Source organism: Paenibacillus sp. PastM-3 (assembly GCF_029893965.1).
Taxonomy (GTDB): Bacteria; Bacillota; Bacilli; order Paenibacillales; family Paenibacillaceae; genus Paenibacillus_AQ.
The window spans coordinates 47,448-66,684 of the sequence record NZ_JARXXP010000013.1 but is presented as its reverse complement, the minus strand read 5'-3'; the positions used below and the strand labels follow the sequence as shown (position 1 = coordinate 66,684).

Genomic DNA, 19,237 nt, shown 5'->3' with positions numbered 1-19,237 from the left:
AGTTTTGAATGAGGAAGCAGAGCACTGGATAACCCGGTATGTTGATGCTTATCTGATAGTGACCAGGCAGATCAGTGCACGGATCAAGGAACGGATTGCCGAAGGTTTGACAACCGACCAGTTTTTGATCCTGAGGTTGATTAAGGCACAGGAGCAGTGTACGTCAACCTATCTGGCGGAGTCTGTCTGTGTAGGCAAGAGCTCGATTACAGCCATCATTAACCGGCTTGACGAGGCAGGCATGATTGAGCGGACCCGTGATGAAAATGACCGGCGCCTGGTGTATTTGTCGCTCACGGAGCAGGGGGAAGAGGTTTATCAGCTGGCGGAAAAGCAGGTGAAGGATGTAATCTCACCGTATTTGCTTCATTTTGAGGAGGACGATATCGAGAAGTTCATCACCATGTTTGAGAAGCTGGCCTTTTTAATGCAGGAGACGGGAGGGAGAAACGAGTGAAGACGATTTTGAAAGTCAGATGGGCAGTGATTGCGATTTGGCTTGCTGCTGCGGTTGTGTTGTTTTTAACAGCACCGTCAATGTCTGAGCTGGTCCGTGAAAAGGGGCAAATCTCGGTTCCGGGCGGTTATTCGTCATCGAGAGCAGCCGAGATTATGAAGGAGGTTGCTGCCGCCAAAGAGGGCGAAACCCTGCATCAGGTTGCCCTGGTATTTAACAAGCCGGAGGGACTGAGCGCAGGAGACAGGGAGAGCATCAGACAAGGAGTGGAGAAGCTAGCTGCGGAGAAGGAGGCGCTGAACCTTGATGCGATAACAGAGCCATTTTCACAGACAGAGCTGGAAAATACGCTGATTGCCAAGGACGGGCAGACCATTATGGTTGCGTTGTCGGTTAAAGGCGGGGATGAAACGGTAAAGGCGCTGCCGGAAAAGGTAAATGAGCTGCTTGCGGATGTAACCGCAGACCATTACCTGACCAGTGAAGGGCTGATTACGGAAGATACGATCGTCAGCTCAGAGGCCGGACTCAAAAAATCCGAGTACATAACCGTAGTCTTTATCCTGCTTATTCTGTTCGTTGTGTTCCGTTCGTTCGTGGCTCCGCTTGTGCCGCTGCTGACCGTAGGGCTTAGCTATATCGTGTCCCAGTCGGTTGTAGCCTTCCTGGTGGACCGGTTTGATTTTCCACTGTCAACCTTTACGCAGATCTTCATGGTGGCCGTGATGTTCGGAATCGGAACGGATTACTGTATTCTGCTGATTAGCCGTTTCAAGGAGGAGCTGGCATCTGCGGAGGATACAAAAAGTGCCATTATATCTACTTACCGCAAAGCAGGCGGGACTGTCTTCTATTCCGGACTTGCTGTATTTGTCGGGTTCGTAGCCATCGGCTTGTCAAAGTTCATGCTGTACCGTTCTGCGGTGGCTGTAGCAGTAGGGATCGCAGTCATGCTGCTGGCCCTCGTTACGGTGGTTCCGTTCTTTATGGCCGTGCTGGGCAAGAAGCTGTTCTGGCCGTCACGCGGCAGTCTGGAGCACAATGAAAGCCGGATCTGGGGAGCGGCGGGCTCCTTTTCACTGAAACGGCCTTGGGCGGCGCTTCTGATTGTGGCGGCAGTCGTCGTTCCGTTCCTGGTGACTTATGACGGCAGGCTTTCCTTCAACAGCATGGATGAAATCGGACCGGATTACGCTTCCGTGAAGGGTTTTAATATTATTTCCGAAAGCTTTGGTCCCGGTGAATCGATGCCTGGCAGGATAGTCATTAAAAATGATGACCGGATGGATACACCGGAATATATGGGACTCGCCGAAAAAATCAGCCGAGAGCTGGAGAAAGTAGACGGCGTCAAGGCGGTACGCAGCCTGTCGCGGCCAACCGGAGAGCTAATCAATGATTTTCTGATTCCGGTTCAGGTGGCAACACTGTCGGACGGTCTTAGTCAAAGCAATGACGGCCTGAACCAGATTCAGTCCGGACTTGCCGAAGCAGGCAGGCAGCTGAGTGCGAACGGGCCCAAGCTTAAGGAAGCGGCGGCCGGCAGCGTGAAGCTCACAGAAGGCACAGCTGAGCTGAAGCAGGGTATAGCAGTCCTGGGGGCCGGACTCACGCAGATTGAGGACGGAATCAGGAGCGGCGCTGCCGGAGCGGGTGAGATTAAAACCGGACTCGCCCGGGCTGCAGCCAGTGCGAAGCAGCTTGCAGAGGCGAACAACGCGCTGCTGGCAGGCTACAAGCAGATAGGCGCGGGGCTGACGGCGCTGAGCGGTGGGCTTGATGATCTGCAGCCCAAGCTTGAAGGTGCAGCTGCAGCACTCACCGGTCTGGATGCGTCCTTTACGGGACTCGAGAGCAGTCATCCTGAGCTGCTTCAGGATATGAATTACCAGGTCATCAAAGGCACCGTGTCTCAGACCGGAACGGGAACCGCACAGCTTGCGGCAGGACTCGGGCAGATTGCCGGCCAGCTGAACAGTGCCTCATCGGGGCTGAACGAAGCCAATGCCGGCTATGCCAAAGCTGCAGCCGGCCAGACCGCCCTGACGCAGGGGCTTGAGCAGCTGGCGGACGGAATCGGCCGGCTCCAGACGGGCCTCAACCAGGCTGCAGAAGGCCAAGGCCAGATTGTTGGTAAAATTCCGGCAATCAGCAGCGGACTGGATCAGCTGCAGGGCGGACAGCAGCAGCTGGCCGAAGGCTTTGGACAGCTGACCGGACAGATCGGCGAACTGACCGGCGGACTCAGTGACAGTGCGGACGGCCTGCAGCAAATCACAGCAGGGCTCAGCTCGGCACAGGATTATCTGCAGCAGATTCAGGATGCCAAAGAGGATGAGCTGAGCGGCTTCTTTGTTCCTTCAGAAGCGTTGGAAGCGGAAGCGATGCAGCAGGTATTCGGCACCTATCTGTCAAATGACCGCAAGGTAATGACGCTGGATGTCGTATTCGCGGAGAATCCGTACAGTGCCAAAGCCATTGGCAGCATACCGGATATTCAGGACGCGGTTGACCGTGCGGTGAAAGGAACCAAGCTGGAAAATGCCGAAACGGCAATCAGCGGTGTAACCAGTACGTATAACGATCTCCAGACGATCTCGGGCGAGGACTATACACGGACGGTTGTGCTGATGCTGGCAGGTATTTTCATTATTCTGGTCCTGCTGCTGCGCTCGGTGATTATGCCGCTGTACCTGATCGGCTCACTGCTGGTCACTTATATTACAGCACTCGGCATTACGGAAGCGATATTTGTACATCTGCTGGATTATTCAGGCATCACCTGGACCACACCATTCTTCAGCTTTGTTATGCTGGTTGCACTTGGCGTCGACTACAGCATCTTTCTGATGGCCCGTTTTAATGAGTATAAAACCTGGGATGTGCGCGAAGCGATTCTGCATGCCATGCGCAATATGGGGACAGTCATCTTGTCGGCGGTAGTTATTCTGGGCGGAACCTTTGCCTCAATGTATCCATCCGGGGTGCTGTCGATGATGCAGATTGCCACTGTAGTGTTATCGGGTCTTGCCCTGTATGCGCTGATCTTCCTGCCATTCTTCGTTCCGGTGATGGTGCGGATGTTCGGGCGGACGAACTGGTGGCCGTTCAGCGTCAAAGACAGTGGAGAGCCTGCGAAGCACGATCTTAATCTGTAGATAGTTAGTCAGGGCAAAACACCTCTGTGCACTACTGGAGTCCCAGCCATGCACAGAGGTGCTTTAATCGGTTTATGTACTGTCCGGCCCTAGCGCATTTTAGCCAAAAAACTGCGCAGCGCCCAGCCGCGCTCCTGACGTTTCTTGTATTTAGGCAGCGAGCGGTAAATCGCTATGGATTCTTCAAAAGCTCGTCTGGCCTCGTCATTTCTGCCGAGAGCCTTGTACATGGAGCCCGCCAGATAATAAGCTTCGCTGGAAGAAGTGTGGATTTCTTGGAATTGGCTTACATAGTGCAACGCTTTGTCCTGGTCAACACCCCGGAATATCTCGGCCAGGCGGAGAAAAGGCTGGCCATATTGTGCCCGGCGGTTAATCTCCAGCCCTTGCAGCATCTGGGCTTCGCCCTCCGGAAGCATCCCGAGCCTCAGATTCGCATAGCCAAGCTCGACCCAATATTCGGCGGATTGCTCGTACCGGTCGGCGATTTGCAGCAGAAGCTCTTTTGCATCGCTGTAACGCTTGCGTTCGATCAGCAGGCGGGCCAGCTCGAATTTGGAGGAGACATCATTGGGATTGAGGGTAATGGCCGTCCGCAATCTGGACATTTGCCGTCCCCGGCGGAAAGGCTTGGCAATGCTGGGCAAGATGCCGACAAACCGGCGGTCCAGAAAATACAGGACCAGCAACAAAACAATTAAGGCCAGAAAGGGATTACCTAAAAATTGTGCAAGAAACAAAAAGCCCAGGATTTTAAACATGAAGTCCCTCCGATAAAGTTGTAACTCCGGTCAGCGTTCACTTAACATCTAACATGCAGAGCAGGGTAATTATACCATATTATTCAGTATTGCTGACTCCAAAATTTTTGGGAAGAAGGATGAGTTATGAGTACAGTAACAGCAGAAACTTCATTACGCCCGCTGGGACAATCGGAGCTGTCCGTTTCACCGCTGGGTCTTGGCTGCTGGCAATTCAGCCGGGGCAGCGGAATCGTAGGCAAGTACTGGAGCAATCTTGAGGATACCGATATCCTCGATATTGTCCGGGTAAGTCTGGAAGGCGGCATGAACTGGGTCGACACGGCTGAAATATACGGGGGAGGCAAGTCGGAGCAGGCGCTGGCAGCAGCTTTGGATCAGCTGAAGCTGGCGGGCAGCGCTCGCGCGGAGCCGTTGATTGCTACCAAATGGTGGCCGCTGTTCCGGACGGCGGGCTCTATACCAGCAACCATTGATGAACGGATCCGCTGCCTGGGCGGACGGCAGATCGACTTGTATCAGATCCACCAGCCGTTCTCATTATCTTCGATAGCAAGTGAGATGAAGGCAATGGCCGGCCTGGTTAAAGCCGGGAAAATCCGGTATGCCGGAGTGAGTAATTATTCAGCCGGACAGATGGTCAAAGCACACCGGCTGCTGCAGGAGCACGGGCTGAAGCTGGTGTCCAATCAGGTCAAATATAATCTGCTTCACCGGAGTATTGACCGGAACGGGACAATGGCGGCCGCGAAGGAGCTGGGTATCTCCATTATCGCTTATTCCCCGCTGCAGCAGGGGGTTCTGACCGGGCGCTTCCATAACGATCCGGAACAGATCAGTAAGCTGTCTATGATCAGACGGCTACAGTCAGGACTGGATGAGAAGGGTCTTGCCCGCAGCAAGCCGCTGATCGATCTTTTGGCGGATTTGGCCGGGAAGTATGGGGTGACTCACGGTCAGGTTGCGTTGAACTGGCTGATTCACTTCCACGGGGACACCGTCGTGGCGATTCCCGGAGCGTCCAAAGTCCGGCATGCCAAAGAAAATATCGGAGCAATGGGTTTCCGGCTGAACGAACATGAGCTTCAGCAGCTGGATGATGCCTCATGGGCTGCTTTGAAATAGCTTTTATGGATAGCTTTAGGCCTGAATCAGGGTCTGAAGCTATTTTTTTATGATTATGCAAAAAATATGCAAAAAAAAGGGTTTAGGAATGGAAGCAGATGGTTATATAAGGGATAAGTCATTCGCATCCGTGCAAGGGTGTAGATTTCGGAAGGAGGCTGAACCATTATGAATATGGCAGTACATAATCTTATGGCTTACAATCATCAATTCTTTAGACCTCACCCGGTCACCGAGCACAAGCAGACCAGAAGCGAAGATACAACGCAAAGCTTTCAGGATATTCTTAACGAGAAGCTCAACAGACCGAATCTGTTGAAGCGGTAACATGGGGAATTTTATTGCAGTTTTCACAGCCAATTCGATGTAATGAATATAAAAGCCGGATTTCTGCTTTAGAGCAGAATCCGGCTTTTTTGCGTCTGTCCGTAATCAGTGAATACCGGCAGCCTGTTGCAGACGTGCGGCGATGGCCAGGAAATCCTCCTCGGAAATACCGGGGGCAAATTCTTCAGGAACCTCCGGCGCTTCGGCTATCGGGTATCCTTTCGGGGAACCTTCCACTACCTCAAGCGGCTTCCCGTCCTCGGGATGCGGGCCTTTCCAGATTTGTTTTATGGCCGTAAAATCGTTATCGCTGTTGGTGTACAGCTTTGTGTGAAGACCTTTGGATTCATACTTATGCGTTTCTGTGAAAGCTTTGTTGCTCAGAGAGGGGATAGGAACGAGCTTGCTGACATCCACACCTGTAGCCATCTCCAGGGCTTTGGCGTAAGCAACCACATGCACCCCGCCGCGCACCAGCAAATATCCGACAACCTCGCGCGCAGCCGGATGATCGGTCAATTCATATACCTTCATCTTATGAGCTCTGGCTCCGCATTCCAGAAAGAAATTGTGCAGCAGATCCAATATCAGATTGCCGCTGTTAAATACATATTCCCCGCTCCAGGGGCGGCCCATTGAATCAATCGGCAGAGCGGATTGGGCGCCGGCAAGCGCAAAATAGGTGTTCCGCATATCCTTGAACGGGTTAAGCGGAGTCTGGTCAGGCTCTTTATATTCCGTAGAGCCGCATTGGCACTTGTTCACGGCGTGTGCAACCAGCTCCACATGCCCGAGCTCTTCAGCAGTAATACTGGTAACGAGATCATAGAAGGGCTTCAGCTTTTTTTTGCCGCGGAAGTTAAACGATTGAAACAGATAGTTATTCAATGTAGACATTTCGCCGAATTTTCCGCCCATCAGCTCCTGTACGGCAGCGGCAGCATTAGGGTCCGGACGCTCAACAGCAGGAATTTCGATGGCAATTTCGTCAAATCGTTTGAACATAACAGCACCTCACTATAGATTGGTATCGGCTGAGCAGCCTCTTTTCGCCCCATAGTGTCTCCCTGACATACGTACTCTACTCACCATTATTATGAAACAGGCGGTTCAGCCTCATCGCTTCCCGCGGACACGCTGTGATTTGCGCAGCTTGGGCTCTGAACCGGGAGCCTGCTTGCCGATCCACTTCAAATAGGAGGAAAACTGCGGGTCATGCTGCAGCGCCTCCACCGTTGTAAGCCCGAGCACCACCAGATCATCATTGGTGTAGAGTGCGTGGATCTGCCGGTGGCAGGCTTTGCACAGCAGCGCTGTCTGCTGCAGGGCGCCGCCTTTTTCGCGCGGGACCAGATGGTGGACAGTGGTTGCCAGGGGAGAACGGCCGCACAATTCGCAGGTGCCGGAAGGCTGTCCCTTCATGATTTAGCCCCTTACTTCAAAGAACTGGCAGGTGCGGCGCGAGTAATAGGTCAAGTCGCTGACCCGCGACTGGATAATGACATCGGAATCGGTGAAACGGACAACCGTTGCCCCTGAATTCACCAGATGATCATCTTCAAAGACCCGTACCGGCAGCTTGTGGTCAATCGCTTCCTGGAAGTCACTGTCGGTATACAGCGGGCGGTTGATAGGCATAAGAGCATTCTCCTTTTAGCTGTGAATATGAACTGGAAATACAACCAGTATACCTGCGGAGGAGTGATAAATCCAATCCGGGCTGCCCGGAATCGTAAGTATTTCAACCCTAAATCGGAAGTTTGCCTCCTCTGCAAAAGCGTTCTCCTACGGTACACTAAGTCTTGTAAGAGAAACCTTTGAGAGGGGTACAGAGGAATGAAAACAGGAAAGAACCTGGCGCTTGCACTTGCGTCCGTTATGCTCGTTGGATCACTGGCAGCATGCGGGGGCAACAATGCAGAGAATAATGCGGGTAACAACGCAAAAAGCACAAACGCACCAGCTACGGACACGGCAACTACAGAACCGGCTGAAAAAGTGGAGCTGTCCTTCTGGACACTCGGTAACGTCAACTATGAAGAGCTGGCGAACGAGTATACGAAGGAGCATCCGAATGTTACGATCAAAATCCAAAATACCGGTGACCAGACTGCACACCACAACAATCTGACTACCGCTCTGTCTGCAGGCTCCGGCGCACCTGATATTTTCCAACTTGAAATCGGTTTCATGGAGCGTTTCATCAGTGCCCAGGACAAATTCTACAACCTGAACGACCTTGGCGCCAAAGACATTCAGGCTAACTATCTGGACTGGAAATGGAAACAGGCTTCCTCGATCGACGGCAGCTTCCAGCTGGGACTTCCGACAGATATCGGGCCGACAGTTGTCTACTACCGCACCGACCTGGCTGAAGCAGCCGGACTGCCTAGCGATCCTGAGGGCTTCAGCGCGGCAATCGACACCTGGGACAAGTTCGCTGCTGTAGCCAAGGCTTACAAAGACAAGACCGGCAAGTACTTCTCCGACTTGACTGACTTGACTTACAACGCTCTGCGCGACCAGTCTGCAGATGAAATCTACTTCAGCAAGGCAGACGGGAAGTTCATCGGCGATACCAATCCGCAGGTCAAGAAAGCTTACGATTTCACGGTAAAAGGCATTCAGGAAGGCTGGATCAGCAACTACCTGCTGTGGTCGCCTGAATGGGGCCAGGGCATGAGCGACGGCTCGTTCGCTGTAGTCATGGGACCAGCATGGATGGCCGGTAATATCAAGAGCAATGCGCCGGATTCGGCCGGTAAATGGAAAATTGCCCAGCTGCCTGAAGGTGCCGGAAACTGGGGCGGATCGTTCATCACCCTGCCTAAGGAAGGCAAACACCCGAAAGAAGCTTATGATTTCATCCAGTGGCTGGTTAACAAGGACAATCAGCTGGAATCCTTCAAGACCAAAGGTCTAATGCCTTCGATTCCTGCACTGTATGAAGATCCTGCATTCGTAGACTTCAAGGATGATTTCTTCGGCGGACAGCAGACTGCAGTGGAATTCGGTAAAGCGGCTAACCGCGTTAAACCGGTATACTACGGACCGCTGCATGACCAGACCGATACCTTCTTCAAAAATGCGCTCAAGAACGTAATCGAGAAGAAAGCCGACCCTGCAAAAGAGTGGGATGATGCTGTAAAACAGGCGAAGACTCTGGCTGAACGCAGCTAGACTCCAAGCTCAAGCGTGATATGAACCGGACATCCGGATTCCTGAGAGGGCAGGCAGACCCCGGGAATCCGGATTCTTCGGAAAAAAGAGCTTTCTTAATTATCCTGGAGGTGTGACATGGCAGAACCCGTAATTACGAGTCCGCATGCCGAGAGCAAACGCCCTTTTTTAACTGAACAAAGACGGAGCCGGATTACGGCCTATACCTTTATCTCACCGTTCTTTATTCTGTTCTCGATATTCGGACTATACCCGATCTTTTTTACCTTCTATTTATCCTTCTTCAAATGGGATGCACTCAATCCGATGAAATTCGTCGGCTTCAAAAATTATGATCTGGTCACCAGTGACCCGACCTTCTGGATTTCCTTCAGCAACACGCTCATTATGGGCCTGATGGGTACTGTCCCGCAGGTTATGCTGGCGCTGCTGCTGGCTGTGCTGCTGCACTCGGGAATGACCAAATTTAAAAAGACGTTCCGTATTCTTTATTTCATGCCGAATATTACGTCCATTGTGGCCGTTACGCTCGTATTCAGCACCCTGTTCGGCAATAACGGGATGATCAACTGGATGCTGAACGGCCTTGGGCTTGAAAGTGTTGCTTTTAACTCCGGCTGGTGGGGTGTCAAAATCGCTATCTCCACGATGGTAATGTGGCGCTGGACGGGCTACAACGCCATTATCTTCCTGTCCGGTCTGCAGAGTATTCCGATGGACCTGTATGAATCCGCCCGCATTGACGGTGCCAACCGCAGACAGCAGCTATTCTCAATTACGCTGCCGCTGCTCAAGCCGTTCATTATTTTTGTATCCCTGCAGTCGACGATCGGCGCCCTGCAGCTGTTCACGGAGCCTTATGTATTCCTTGGCCAGGCTGGAACCGGCTCCACCCGCCAGGAAGGGATTACCATGGTTACTTATCTGTACAGTGAAGCGTTCCGTAACGGCTTCTTCGGTACAGCGGCGGCAACAGCGGTTATGCTGTTCCTCGTCACTATTCTCTTCTCCATCCTTAACATGCTGATTTCCAGAGGCACAGGCGGAGACACTGGAGGCAAGAAAGCATGAGTACACTGCGTATGTTCAGAAAAAAACCGGATGATCTTGGCTTCTTCGGCAAGCTGGGCTTTTATTTTCTGCTGATTCTCGGGGCGCTGGTCTCAGTATTCCCGTTCTACTGGATGTTTGTGGTCGGCACCAACGACAAGGGGGCAGTATTCCATGTACCGCCGCTGCTGACAATCGGAGACCAGTTCTTCGACAATTTCAAGCGTGTACTGGAAAAAGCGGATTTCTTCCAGGCGCTTGGCAACTCACTGTTCGTATCCTCGATGGTAACCGTTTCGGTCGTCTTTTTCTGTACACTGGCCGGTTACGCTTTTGCCAAATATGAATTCCCGTTCAAAAACGCGCTGTTCGTATTCGTTATCGCCACTCTGATCGTTCCGCAGCAGCTGGGCGTGCTTCCGACTTATGTTATCATGGCCAAACTGCACTGGATTGACAGCTACAAGGCGCTGATTGTACCGGCGATGGTCAATGCGTTCGGGATCTTCTGGATGAGACAGTATATTGCCTCAGCAGTGCCGACCGAGCTGATTGAAGCGGGACGTATTGATGGGGGCGGCCATTTCCGTATTTTCTGGAATATCGCCGTACCAGTAATCACACCTGCGATGGCAACACTGGGTATCCTCAATTTCATGACCGTATGGAATGACTTCTTCTGGCCGCTCGTTGTGCTGAAGAACAAGGAGCACTATACCATTCAGATTGCGCTTCAGCAGCTCTTCACAACCCGTGACGGTCTTGACTATGGTATGATCATGTCCGCAACTTTTACGGCGACGCTTCCGCTGCTGATTGTATTCCTGCTGTTCAGCCGCTGGGTTATCGCCGGTCTGACTTCAGGCGCAATCAAGAGCTAGAGCAGACAGGAAACAGGAGCTTACGTGAAGAATAGTAGTGGAGACAGATGCGGCAGAGCCGTCCTTGCAGGCAAGGGCGGCCTCACTCCCGCTTGAGTCCGGCTAAAGACAGCAGGGGGAAGGTAAACGGCAATGAAGCTAAGACGAAAAATCCTGTTCGCTATTATTCTTCTCGTATTCATTCCCGTCATCGTAATGGGAATCGTTACGTATGTTAACTTTTCAAAAACAATGGAGAAGAAATCGAGCAGCTTTTACTGGATCTCGTTACTTGAGACCGACCGCAAGCTTAAATTCGCACTCAGCGAAATATCATCCATTACGAATTCGGCCATTACGCAGCCTGCCATTCAGCAGTCGCTAAAGCAGCCGAATTTTGTGCTGACTTACGACCGCAAGCAGGAGATCAACAATCTGCTGATCAACCATCCGATGATCACCTCCTTCAGCCTCTACGGAAAGGACCGGCTGCTGTACCAGTACAATGCTCCGATGTCATTTGCCGATATGCAGGGGCAGGTGTGGTATGGCGCAATGGAAGGCGCTGAGGGCAGGCCGGTCTGGTCCGGGCCGGGAGAAAACGGATCGGAGGCTGCAGGCAATCCGGTGCTGGTGCAGGCCAGAGTCATTAAGGATTATTACTCCCTTGAGGATATCGGCTATCTGGTTGTGTACGTCAAGCCGGATCTGCTGGACCAGATTTTCTGGGAGGCGGCGACGCTGAAGAAAGGCGACATTCTGCTGGTTAACAGGCAGGGCAATATTGTCTTTAACAAATCCGGGGAACATATCGGGCAGCGGACGGAGTTTCCTTTTTTGCAGGCGGATTATACCCAAAGCCAGGACTATTACATCGACAATTACCAAGGAGAGAAATCGCTGATTACTTACCTGCCTTCACATAATACCGACTGGTATCTCGCGGCAATCACCCCGATGAATCTGATTTCCTCGGAGTCCGATTCGATCCGCAACCTGGCGATTATTCTGGGAACGGTTTCACTGCTGTCTGCTTTTCTGTTCGACCGCTATTTCGTCAGGAGGCTGGTGCGCAGCATCAATAGTGCGGTCAACGGGATGAAGCGGGTTAAACAGGGTATTTTTATGCCGATTACCACACCGCTCCGGTCGGATGATGAGAGTGACCTGCTGATCGACGGCTTCAACCGGATGAGCTCGCAGATCAGTGAGCTGATCCAGCAGGTGCAGACCGAGCAGGGGCGCAAGAAGGAAGCGGAAATGCAGGCCCTGATGGCCCAGATCAACCCGCATTTTATCTATAACTCACTGGAATCAATCAACTCGATGGCCGTGCTGGCAGGCAACCGCGATATCAGCAAGATGGTCGTTTCACTCGGCAAGCTGCTGCGCATCAGCATCAGCCAGAACCAGGAGCTGATCCCGCTGCAGATGGAGCTTGAGCATGTCCGGCATTATCTGGATATCCAGAAATTCCGGTTCGAGGATAAATTCAGCTACCGGATTGATCTGCCGGATGAGCTCAGACAGGTGATGACCCAGAAGCTGATTGTCCAGCCGATCGTAGAGAATGCGCTCTATCACGCCATCGAACAGATGGAGGAGCACGGGGAGATTACGATCAGCGCACAGCGCAGCGGCAAGGATATCATTATTATAGTAAAGGATAACGGGCCCGGCTTTGACCTCTCTACTCTAATGAGCCTGTGGGACACGGAGCACAGCAATCCCAAGAAATATGCGGACAGCGGAGTCGGCCTGCGTAATGTGCATGAGCGCCTGAACATCCGCTTTGGCCATCCTTACGGCATTGTAGTCTGTTCCTCCCCGGGATTCGGTTCAACAATCTGTATCCGGATTCCGACCATACAGCCATGAAATACTTTATCGGAACGAAAGCGGGGAGAAACGCTGTGAGATGGTTGACCAAATGGGGCTGGATTCTGCTGTACATTGCACTGATGGCCGGAGCGGTATTGTTTATATCGTTTGGCAATAAGGAGCCGATTGAAGATAATTCTCCGGAGAAAATAACACTTACCTTCCGCCATTTCTGGATGAAGGAGCATGACCGGCCGCTGCTGGCCATCTTTGAGGAAGTTGTTCAGGAGTATCAGAAGGATCATCCTAACGTTAAAGTGAATTTTGAGGGACTGGATCAGACGATTCACCGTGAGCAGAAGCTGAAAAGTGAAATGGTCACCGGGACTCCGCCCGATATGTTCGTACTGTTCGGCGGTGCGGAGATTGAGCCTTATGTGCGCTCTAACCGTCTGATGGATCTGACCGGCTTTGTGCAGGATAACGGGCTCAACCATCAATTCAGTGACCTGCATCTGTGGACCTTTGACCAGCATATTTACGGGCTGCCGATCGAAGGGAATGCCGAGCCGCTGTATTACAATAAGACACTGTTCAAGAAACTGGGCATCAAGCCGCCGGAAACTGTCAGCGAGCTGGATAAGGCCATCCGTCAGCTGAAGGATGCGGGGATAACCCCGTTCGCGCTTGGCAATGAGGACCGCTGGCCTGCCGGGATTTTTGCCCATTATCTGATGGACCGTTATGCCGGACCGGAGCTGATCCAGAAGCTGGTTGCCGGAAAAGACGGTGTGACTTTTGTTAATAAGGAATATCTGGAGGCGTTCAGCCATCTGGAGCGATGGATCGGCGAGGGCGCATTCAGCCAAGACTCTAATGATACCTCACCGGAAAATGCGGTACGCATGTTCAGCGGCGGAGAAGCCGGAATGTATCTGAACGGCAACTGGGATATTAACCTGTTCACCGGGGAGACAGCCCCGGCAGGCTTCGAGAATGAAGTGGGGGTTATCCCGTTCCCTTCGCTGGCCGCCGGGACTGAGCCCTCCATCGCCGGAGGTTATACGATCGGCATCGGCCTGTCTTCCAGCCTGACGGGAACGAAGCGCGAAGCGGCGCTGGAGCTGATGAAAGCCTTCTATACGAAGGAGATTCAGACGCGGATTGTCTATGAAGGGCTGAGAATTCCTTCGATGCGGATTGACTTTGATCCCGAGAAAACCGGACCTGTGTTCGCGCAGGTGATGGAGATTATGGCTAAAGACCGCCAGAGCTTTGTGCCGTATGACAACCTGCTGTCGCCTGAAGTGAAGAAGACCTTCCTCAGTGTCATCGAAGAAATGATTGACGGCGGTTTGGCGGCGGGGGATGCCCTGCAGCAGCTGCAATCCGCGTCGGAGCAATACTGGAATCTTATACAGAGCTCGGCTGTACAATAAATCTGGGAGGTGCGGGAAGTGGGTGCACGGCAAGAACAATACAAAGTGCTGCTGGTGGATGATGAGCCGATTATTCTGCGCAGCTTAAAGGTGGCTATTCCCTGGGAGGAGCTGGGCCTGACGATCGCCGGTGAAGCCCGCAACGGGGAAGCCGCACTGCGGCTGATCGAGGAAACCTCACCGCAGATTGTGATCAGCGACATCCGGATGCCGGTGATCGATGGTATCGCATTAATGAAGGAGCTGCTTCCGAAGAATCCGAAGCTGCTGTTTATATTTATCAGCGGCTACGGGGAATTTGAGTATGCGCGGGATGCCCTGCGGCTTGGCGCCTTTGATTATTTGCTTAAGCCGATTGACCATGACGAGCTGACGGATATGCTAACCCGGGCGCGTGCGAAGCTGGACCGTCAGAAGGAGAATGAACAGCTGATGCATTCGGTACAGATGCTGTCCATGCTGGCGAGGGAGCGGATGTTCGCCGAGTTCACGCTCGGCAATTCCCGGCCGCTGCAGCATTTGAAATGGCTGGAGAACAGTGAGCTGGAGCGCGAGTATTTTATGGCGGTGGTCAGACTGGACGACTATGCCTCTCTTACCGCCAAATGGAGCGCAGAGGAGAAGCATTTGTGGCTGTTTGCAATCCGCAACATCCTGGAGGAATGGTCGCTGGAGAACGGCGCCTTATCGATTTTTCCGTTCTACAACGGCGAATGGGTGCTGCTGTTCCCCGGAAGTCTGAGCACGGTCAAGAAGGAGCTCGGCGAGCGGCTTGTCGCCGATATCAAACGTTATTCCAAGCTGCACTGCTCGGTAGGGATCAGCCGCAGTACACAGGGCATTGACCAGCTGAGTACCGTGTATCCGCTCGCTGCCAAAGCTTTGTACCGCCGCTTTTATTCCGGTGAAGCAGGTGTGTTCATCGAAGAGGAGACGCCGGAAGCCGGAGAACGCGAGGTGCAGTATCCCAAGGAGCTGGAGCTGTCGCTGATCGAGAGCATCCGTACGCTGAATCTGGAGCGGATGCTGCTGCTGTTCGATGAGATGGCCTGCTTCATTGAAGCTCAGGCGCTGACCAAGGAGCTGGCCCAGCGGGTAATCATTGAACTGGTCGTCGTCCTGTACAGGCAGTTCGAGCAGATGGGCCTGCAGGCGGAATGGTCGCTGGAAGGGCTGATGGGTAAGCTGCAGGGCCTGGGGACACTGACGGCGGTCATCAATGTGCTTAAGCAGGATTTCCGTGACTGGATGCTGGAAGGCAGTAGGCAGGCAGCGCGCGATGACGGCCGCAGCGTGGTCGATAAAGTCAAAAGATACATTGAGGACAACTACCACAAGGATCTGAGCATTGAGGAGGTGGCGGAGGTAGCGGATTTGAGCATCAGCCACTTCTGTACCTTGTTCAAGCAGGTATCCGGCTATACCTTTCTCGAGTTTGTAACCCACTGCCGGATGGAGAAAGCGAAATATATACTGCAGAACAGCAGTGTCAAGGTATACCAGGTGGCGCCGTTAGTCGGCTACCAGGACCCGAAATATTTCACCCAGGTGTTTAAAAAGGCTACAGGGAAGACGCCGACCGAATACCGGGAAGAGATGATGAGGCTGGCGGGTGAAGGCTGAGGACGTTAAATAGGGACTTTAATCTGACCTTTGCTCAAAGTTAAAAAGTGAATAGCAATAACCTTTTCAGCTGCAGCTGTCCGGGGGGAGCACTCCGGGAGCTGCGGCTTGTTTTATTTTTAAAGTAACCAAGCCGGCTTGATGCAATATGATAAATGTCATACCCCTTCCTTGATGTTTATGTCTTACGGCCATGACACATCCTTTACTATAATTAAGGTAAATATATGAAGAGTGAGCGCACATACAAGGAGGAACCTACAGATGTCCAAGAGCAGCACTTCATCCCAGCTCTCCAGCCTGAAAAAAAGCGTGGCCCCTTTTGAAAAAAATGACCGTAATACAAGCATAAAGCAGATGATTAATACGCTTGGCCCGCTGTTCCTGCTATGGGCGGCTGCTTATTTCAGCCTGTCCGTCTCTTACTGGCTTACCCTGCTGTTCGCCGTACCGGCTGCAGGCTTTGTCATCCGCACCTTTATTATTTTTCATGACTGCTGTCATGGCTCGTTCTTCAAGAACCGCAAGGCGAATGATATTCTCGGAACGATCACCGGTGTGCTGACCCTTGTCCCATACCGCCAGTGGAAAAGAAGCCATTCCATCCACCACGCAGGCAGCAGCAACCTTGACAAACGGGGCATCGGCGACATCTGGATCATGACTGTTGATGAGTACATTGCCGCCAAGCCGCTGCAGCGTTTCTGGTACCGGATCTACCGCAATCCGCTGGTCATGTTCGGCGCAGGCCCGATTGCCGTGTTCCTGATCCAGTACCGCTTTAACGTAAAAAGCGCCAGACGCCAGGAGCGGATGAATACGTATCTGACGAATGTGCTGATTGCGGCGCTGTATGCGGGGATGATCTGGCTTGTAGGCTGGCAGGCTTTTCTGCTGGTGCAGCTGCCGATCGTGTTCGTCTCAGGCTTCCTGGGCATCTGGCTGTTCTATGTGCAGCATCAGTTTGAGGATACATTTTTTGAGCATGAGGAGGAGTGGAGCTACGTTATGGCAGCCGTTGAAGGAAGCTCGTATTACAAGCTGCCCAAGCTGCTGCAATGGATTACCGGCAACATCGGCTTTCACCATGTGCATCACCTCGCACCCAAGGTGCCTAACTATAATCTGGAGCTGGCCCATAACGCTACACCGCCGCTGCAGAAAGCAACGACCATTACCATCGGCACAAGCTTGAAGGCAATCCATTTCCGTCTGTGGGACGAGGAGAATAAAGGATTTGTCAGCTTTAAGGAAATTAAAGACCGGTTGCGGAAGCCGCTGCCTTCTGTTGAAGGGATGAAGATACAGAAACCCGGCCTGCAGGCCAAATAGAAGAGCTCCGGAGCCGGAGTCAGGAGAGGAAGCAGACACGCAGATCGGCGGCGGGTACGCTTCTTCTCTTTTTTGCTGCGGATTATGCTAAAATGGGGGTACAAACTTGCTGGCAAAAAGGATGGCGGATATGCAGAAGTGGCATCATATTTTTCATAAAAGTACAGGTCTGAGCCCTTATGTATGGGTTGTGTTCTATATTCTCCCGTTTTACTCGATCTTCCGCTCATCCTCGGCGGACCGCTGGGTGTACGGCATTGTCATGATTATTTTGTTCTTTGCCTGTTATGTGCTCGCGTTCAAATCCCGGGGCTGGCTGGTCTACTTCTGGACGAGTGTGCAGATTGTGGTCTCGATTACGATGACGCTGATGTTCGGGTATATGTATTTCGCGCTGTTTCTGGCCTTTTTTATCGGGAATATCCAGAGCCGGGCGGGCTTCTTCACGATGTACACGATTCACCTGCTGACGACGATTGTGGCAATCAATTACGAGCTTATCACGCGCAATCCGGTGTTCTTGTCCCAGCTGCCCTTTGTGCTGGTCAGTATCATTGCAGTAGTGCTGCTGCCTGCCACCACCTATAACCGCAATAACCAGGATAAGCTGCAGGGCCAGCTGGAGGATGCCAACAAACGGATCTCTGAACTGGTCATAATGGAAGAGCGGCAGCGGATTTCGCGGGATCTGCATGATACACTGGGTCAAAAGCTGTCCCTGATCGGCCTCAAGAGCGACCTGGCCGGCAAGCTGATTAACAAAAATCCGGCGCAGGCGATCGTGGAAATTAACGATGTCAGACAGACGGCAAGAAGCGCGCTTAAAGAGGTCCGGGAGATGATTACCCAGATGCGGGGGATCCGGCTGGAGGAAGAACTGGTGCGGATCAGGCAGCTTCTGCAGGCGGCGGAGATTGAGTTTGAGCTGGAGGGCAGCCCGAAGCTGGAAAATACCTCATTAATTACGGAAAATGTGCTCAGTATGTGCATGAAAGAAGCGGTGACGAATGTTGTCAAGCATAGCGGTGCCTCGCGGTGCCGCATTCAGATTGAGCCCTCCCGAACGGAACTGGTCATCAGGGTATCTGATAACGGCAAAGGGCTTGACGCGGCTAATCTGAATTATAAAGGCCATGGCATTCAGGGGATGAAGGAACGCCTGGAGTTCGTCAACGGATGTATGGAAATGCAACATATTAACGGAACAACCATTATCATTAAAGCACCGACAGTAATCCGGCAACTTGAAATGGAGGCGAAAGAGGGATGATTCATATCGTGATTGCTGAAGACCAGCGCATGCTGCTCGGCGCACTGGCTTCGCTGCTGGATCTGGAAGAGGATATGAAGGTAGTGGGCCGCGCAGGCAATGGTGAAGAGGCGGTTAGACTGGTGCAGCAGCACAAGCCGGATATCTGTATTATGGACATTGAAATGCCGGCGATGACCGGACTGGAGGCGGCAGAAGCGCTGAAGGGCTCCGGCTGTAAAATCATGATCCTGACCACGTTCGCCCGGGCCGGTTATTTTGAGCGTGCTGTAAAAGCCGGTGTGGACGCTTATCTGCTCAAGGACAGCCCCAGCGAGGAGCTTGCCCTTTCCATCCGCAGCGTCATGGCCGGCAGACGAATCTATGCCCCGGAGCTGATGGATGAAGCCTACAGCAGTGAAGCCAACCCGCTGACCCAGCGCGAAAAGGAAGTGCTTGGCCTGATCGCCGACGGTAAAAACACAAAAGAAATCGCCAGCCAGCTCTATATAACGACCGGCACCGTCCGCAACTATATTTCAGTGATTCTCGACAAGCTGGATGTCGGCAACCGGATTGAGGCGATAACACGTTTCAAGGAAAAGGGCTGGTTTAAATAAAAGGTTTAAGCTATAGCGTACGGGCGGTGGCAGTCTGTCTGCGGAGAAGGAGGGACCTTAGGGGGTCCGTCCTATTTTTTTTGGAGAGAAGTAAGGGAAGGATGGTTTGTATAGTTCCTATTGCCCAATTTTTCCATAACGCGGCTTGTAAGATTGGAAGCGCAGTTTATTTTTGTTAAGATAAATGCAAACATGTGATCTTATCCAACCGGTATGGGTAATTGAGGTTATGTGC

General features: G+C 52.4%; 17 protein-coding genes. 13 read left to right on the top strand and 4 right to left on the bottom strand.

Annotated elements, in window-relative coordinates:
* Positions 1–4 precede the first annotated feature (4 nt).
* Positions 5–457 carry a MarR family winged helix-turn-helix transcriptional regulator gene (locus tag M2108_RS18370; protein ID WP_277470856.1) on the top strand — a complete coding sequence of 151 codons (453 nt, stop codon included), beginning with the start codon at positions 5–7 and terminating at the stop codon, positions 455–457.
* Entirely contained in the window at positions 454–3,615 is a 3,162-nt protein-coding gene (locus M2108_RS18365) for an MMPL family transporter (protein ID WP_277470857.1), read from the top strand. The genes M2108_RS18370 and M2108_RS18365 overlap by 4 nt, the downstream gene beginning before the upstream one ends.
* 89 nt (positions 3,616–3,704) lie before the next feature.
* Here M2108_RS18365 and M2108_RS18360 read toward each other — a convergent pair whose 3' ends face one another.
* Complete coding sequence (locus tag M2108_RS18360; RefSeq protein WP_277470858.1) at positions 3,705–4,376, bottom strand: tetratricopeptide repeat protein; 672 nt, start codon at positions 4,374–4,376, stop codon at positions 3,705–3,707.
* Positions 4,377–4,502: 126 nt separating this feature from the next.
* On the opposite strand from M2108_RS18360, the gene M2108_RS18355 reads away from it, so the two are divergent.
* On the top strand, positions 4,503–5,501 hold the full coding sequence (locus tag M2108_RS18355; protein ID WP_277470860.1) for an aldo/keto reductase: 999 nt from the start codon (positions 4,503–4,505) through the stop codon (positions 5,499–5,501).
* Between the two features lie 168 nt (positions 5,502–5,669).
* Complete coding sequence (locus tag M2108_RS18350; protein ID WP_277470861.1) at positions 5,670–5,828, top strand: hypothetical protein; 159 nt, start codon at positions 5,670–5,672, stop codon at positions 5,826–5,828.
* Positions 5,829–5,933: 105 nt separating this feature from the next.
* On the opposite strand, the gene M2108_RS18345 is transcribed toward M2108_RS18350, so the two are convergent.
* The 3 genes from M2108_RS18345 to M2108_RS18335 all read right to left on the bottom strand — a co-directional run bounded on the left by M2108_RS18345 (position 5,934) and on the right by M2108_RS18335 (position 7,466).
* Positions 5,934–6,833 (bottom strand): manganese catalase family protein, encoded by a 900-nt coding sequence (locus M2108_RS18345; protein ID WP_277470862.1) that lies wholly within the window; start codon positions 6,831–6,833, stop codon positions 5,934–5,936.
* Between the two features lie 111 nt (positions 6,834–6,944).
* Positions 6,945–7,250, bottom strand: a complete 306-nt coding sequence (locus tag M2108_RS18340; protein ID WP_277470863.1) for an HNH endonuclease — start codon at positions 7,248–7,250, stop codon at positions 6,945–6,947.
* A 3-nt stretch (positions 7,251–7,253) separates the two neighbouring features.
* The gene (locus M2108_RS18335) at positions 7,254–7,466 is read right to left on the bottom strand and encodes a hypothetical protein (RefSeq protein WP_277470864.1); all 213 of its coding nucleotides are present in this window, start codon (positions 7,464–7,466) and stop codon (positions 7,254–7,256) included.
* A 198-nt stretch (positions 7,467–7,664) separates the two neighbouring features.
* On the opposite strand from M2108_RS18335, the gene M2108_RS18330 reads away from it, so the two are divergent.
* From M2108_RS18330 to M2108_RS18290, 9 genes are all read left to right on the top strand, one after another.
* Positions 7,665–9,008 (top strand): ABC transporter substrate-binding protein, encoded by a 1,344-nt coding sequence (locus tag M2108_RS18330; protein WP_277470865.1) that lies wholly within the window; start codon positions 7,665–7,667, stop codon positions 9,006–9,008.
* Positions 9,009–9,125: 117 nt separating this feature from the next.
* A complete protein-coding gene (locus tag M2108_RS18325; protein WP_221799559.1) occupies positions 9,126–10,079 on the top strand; it encodes a carbohydrate ABC transporter permease in 954 nt (317 codons plus the stop codon).
* Positions 10,076–10,939, top strand: a complete 864-nt coding sequence (locus tag M2108_RS18320; RefSeq protein WP_277470866.1) for a carbohydrate ABC transporter permease — start codon at positions 10,076–10,078, stop codon at positions 10,937–10,939. Before M2108_RS18325 ends, M2108_RS18320 begins: the two co-directional genes overlap by 4 nt.
* Before the next feature lie 132 nt (positions 10,940–11,071).
* Entirely contained in the window at positions 11,072–12,796 is a 1,725-nt protein-coding gene (locus tag M2108_RS18315; RefSeq protein ID WP_277470867.1) for a sensor histidine kinase, read from the top strand.
* A gap of 35 nt (positions 12,797–12,831) precedes the next feature.
* Positions 12,832–14,178, top strand: coding sequence for an ABC transporter substrate-binding protein (locus M2108_RS18310; protein ID WP_277470868.1), 1,347 nt, complete (start codon positions 12,832–12,834; stop codon positions 14,176–14,178).
* A gap of 18 nt (positions 14,179–14,196) precedes the next feature.
* Positions 14,197–15,801 carry a response regulator gene (locus tag M2108_RS18305; RefSeq protein ID WP_277470869.1) on the top strand — a complete coding sequence of 535 codons (1,605 nt, stop codon included), beginning with the start codon at positions 14,197–14,199 and terminating at the stop codon, positions 15,799–15,801.
* Positions 15,802–16,065: 264 nt separating this feature from the next.
* Positions 16,066–17,133 (top strand): Delta(5) desaturase DesA, encoded by a 1,068-nt coding sequence (gene desA, locus M2108_RS18300; protein WP_277470870.1) that lies wholly within the window; start codon positions 16,066–16,068, stop codon positions 17,131–17,133.
* 130 nt (positions 17,134–17,263) lie between these two features.
* Positions 17,264–18,403 (top strand): sensor histidine kinase, encoded by a 1,140-nt coding sequence (locus tag M2108_RS18295; RefSeq protein ID WP_277470915.1) that lies wholly within the window; start codon positions 17,264–17,266, stop codon positions 18,401–18,403.
* The gene (locus M2108_RS18290; protein ID WP_068727400.1) at positions 18,400–19,002 is read left to right on the top strand and encodes a response regulator transcription factor; all 603 of its coding nucleotides are present in this window, start codon (positions 18,400–18,402) and stop codon (positions 19,000–19,002) included. The genes M2108_RS18295 and M2108_RS18290 overlap by 4 nt, the downstream gene beginning before the upstream one ends.
* Positions 19,003–19,237 lie beyond the last annotated feature (235 nt).